This is a genomic window from Aquiflexum sp., assembly GCF_041749095.1.
Lineage (GTDB): Bacteria > Bacteroidota > Bacteroidia > Cytophagales > Cyclobacteriaceae > Aquiflexum.
In genome coordinates, this window is record NZ_JBGTCA010000549.1 from 1 (window position 1) to 2,506 (window position 2,506).

Genomic DNA, 2,506 nt, shown 5'->3' on the forward strand with positions numbered 1-2,506 from the left:
AAAAATGAATCTGTGAGTTTTGCGGATGGAATGCCCTACTTGCTGATAGGTCAGGCCTCATTGGATGACCTGAACAGCAAACTTGAACATCCCGTACCCATGGACAGGTTCAGACCAAACTTTGTTTTTTCCGGTGGAGAAGCATTTGAAGAAGATGATTGGGAGAAAGTGAAAATCGGAGATGCTGTATTTAAAATCACCAAACCTTGTGCAAGGTGTGTGATGACCACCATAGACCAAGAGACCGGAAAGAAATACAAAGAACCTTTAAAAACCCTTTCAGGATATAGAAGTATCGGAGGAAAAGTGATGTTTGGACAAAACATGTCCCTTTTGGAAGGAAAAAAAATCAGAGCAGGTGATCAAATCACTATATATAAAAAGTAAAGTGGCCGGAAATTATCCGGCCACTTGATTGTTTTTAGAAGCTATATCCAACTGTCAATTTAAAGAATGATGGTTGTCTCCATTCACTTTTTGTAACCATTTCATCAGGTCTTAAATCTCCTCCAGCTGTAAATCTGGTAAAAGCCCCTCCCTTAGGGTCTGCAAACTGAATGTAAGGACCCAATGCTACATAGTAGTTATAAGCCGCATCTGATTCTGTTTCACTACCACCAGCAAATCGTAATTGTTCAAAATGCAATCCTGCAGAAAACATTGGTGTCAATTTAACACCGCCATTTACCCAGTAATGTAAAAAGTTTAGTGTTGTGGAGTTACCATGGTTAAGACCATAATAATATCCCAAATAAATTTCACCTTCAAGTACTGATTTGTCAATTCCTATGGTAAGGTTTGGAACAATACCTTCTCCCAATACAGGAACACCAAGACCTGAGGTTAGACTTCCGTTCAACAATCCAATCTGGGGAGTTATGGAAATACCCTCTGATACTTCGGTGCTGAACCCAATTCCGAATTCAGTCCAGTTACCCCAGCCACTGCCGGTTCCACCTGACCAAAGGATTCCGTAAAATGTGAAATCGGTTTTGTCATTGATGCTGTATGCGCCTTGAAAAAAAGGATAAAATCCAAAAAAGATATCCGAATTAAGCGTGACATCCATGCTGAATTTGCTTTCTTCTTGGGCTTTGGCATCTTGAATCAAAGTCGAAATGCTTAGCATTCCGACTAACATTAGGGCTGCTCCTAATTTTGTAAATCTGTTTTTCATAGGTTTAATAGGTTTTGTGAGTAAATAGGTTTCATTTTAAACCAGTTATTAACTTTAAAATGTTTTATAACTGATTTGAAGTTCGAAAATTAACACTTTTTTTCAAAAATACAATAAATAATAACTTTCATAGTTTAAAAAACAACCGATAATATGAATTTTTACAATATCTATAAAATACCCTCTTGAATTTTGACAATAACAAAAAAAGGAAGGTGCAACACCTTCCTTTTTTAATGATTACATCACAAGATTTACGATTAACTGTAATTTTTCACCGTTTGGATAAAAATTTTGACCATTTCAGGATCAATATCTGGATAAACACCGTGTCCTAGATTGGCAATATGCCGACATCCTTTGAATTGGTCCATCATTCCGATGGTAGCCTCCTCAACTTGCTTGGGACTGCCATACAAGGCGGCAGGATCAAGGTTTCCTTGTAAAGTTTTATTCGGACCGATCATTTTTCTGGATTCCGCTATCCCCATGTTCCAGTCCAGCCCAATGGTCTCGCAATTCAATTGGGCCATTTCTTCTCTTGCAAAGAATGCACCTTTGGCAAAAACTGTTTTGGGCACCTCATTGATCGCATCGCAGATCTGGGATATATAAGGTAAAGAAAACTCCCTATAATGATCCGGTGGTAGGATTCCTGCCCAACTGTCAAATATCTGGACCAAGTTGACTCCTGCTTCAATCTGGGCTTTGAGGTAATTGATTGTACTATCAGTAATCATCTGGAGAAGCTTATGGGACAAAACCGGTTCGGTGTACAACATCCCCCTGGCTTTGGAAAAAGTCTTACTGCCTGAACCCTCTACCATATAAGCAAAAATTGTCCATGGCGCACCGGCAAAACCGATAAGCGGAACCCTGCCATTCAAAGCTTTTTTGGTGATCCGGATGGCTTCAATTACATACCTCAGGTCATCCGTCCCATTTGCAATCCTAAGTTTTTTAAGATCGGAAGCTGAACTTATAGTATCAGGAAAATACGGACCCCTTTTTTCAACCATCTCATAAGGAAGCCCCATGGCTTCAGGAATCACGAGGATATCCGAAAAAATAATGGCAGCATCTACCCTTAAAATGTCAACAGGCTGAATGGTTACCTCTGCTGCCAACTCCGGAGTTTGGGCCAATTCTATAAATCCACTTACACTATCCCTTACGGCCCTATATTCAGGCAGAATTCTTCCGGCCTGACGCATCAGCCAAACAGGCGTCCTTTCCACAGGTTCTCCTTTGGCTGCCCTTAATAATAAGTCATTTTTCAATTGCATGCTGTAAAGATAAAACAAAAAATCTCCCACTAGGTGATTCCCA

At 39.8% G+C, this 2,506-nt stretch carries 3 protein-coding genes; 1 reads left to right on the forward strand and 2 read right to left on the reverse strand.

Translation table 11 applies throughout. The annotated features are described in order from the left end of the window. The coding region (locus ACEW8O_RS24675) for an MOSC domain-containing protein (protein ID WP_373497296.1) at positions 1-387 on the forward strand (387 nt) is incomplete at its 5' end. Between the two features lie 34 nt (positions 388-421). On the opposite strand, the gene ACEW8O_RS24680 is transcribed toward ACEW8O_RS24675, so the two are convergent. Together ACEW8O_RS24680 and hemE are read right to left on the reverse strand one after the other, a co-directional pair. Then, the gene (locus ACEW8O_RS24680; protein WP_373497297.1) at positions 422-1,177 is read right to left on the reverse strand and encodes a DUF6733 family protein; all 756 of its coding nucleotides are present in this window, start codon (positions 1,175-1,177) and stop codon (positions 422-424) included. 260 nt (positions 1,178-1,437) lie between these two features. After that, positions 1,438-2,463 carry a uroporphyrinogen decarboxylase gene (gene hemE / locus ACEW8O_RS24685; RefSeq protein WP_373497298.1) on the reverse strand — a complete coding sequence of 342 codons (1,026 nt, stop codon included), beginning with the start codon at positions 2,461-2,463 and terminating at the stop codon, positions 1,438-1,440. Positions 2,464-2,506: the final 43 nt, after the last annotated feature.

Coding starts and splice junctions, on each gene's coding strand:
- ACEW8O_RS24680 (WP_373497297.1), bottom strand. CDS start 1,177: ATGAAAAACAGATTTACAAAATTAGGAGCAGCCCTAATGTTAGTCGGA.
- hemE (WP_373497298.1), bottom strand. CDS start 2,463: ATGCAATTGAAAAATGACTTATTATTAAGGGCAGCCAAAGGAGAACCT.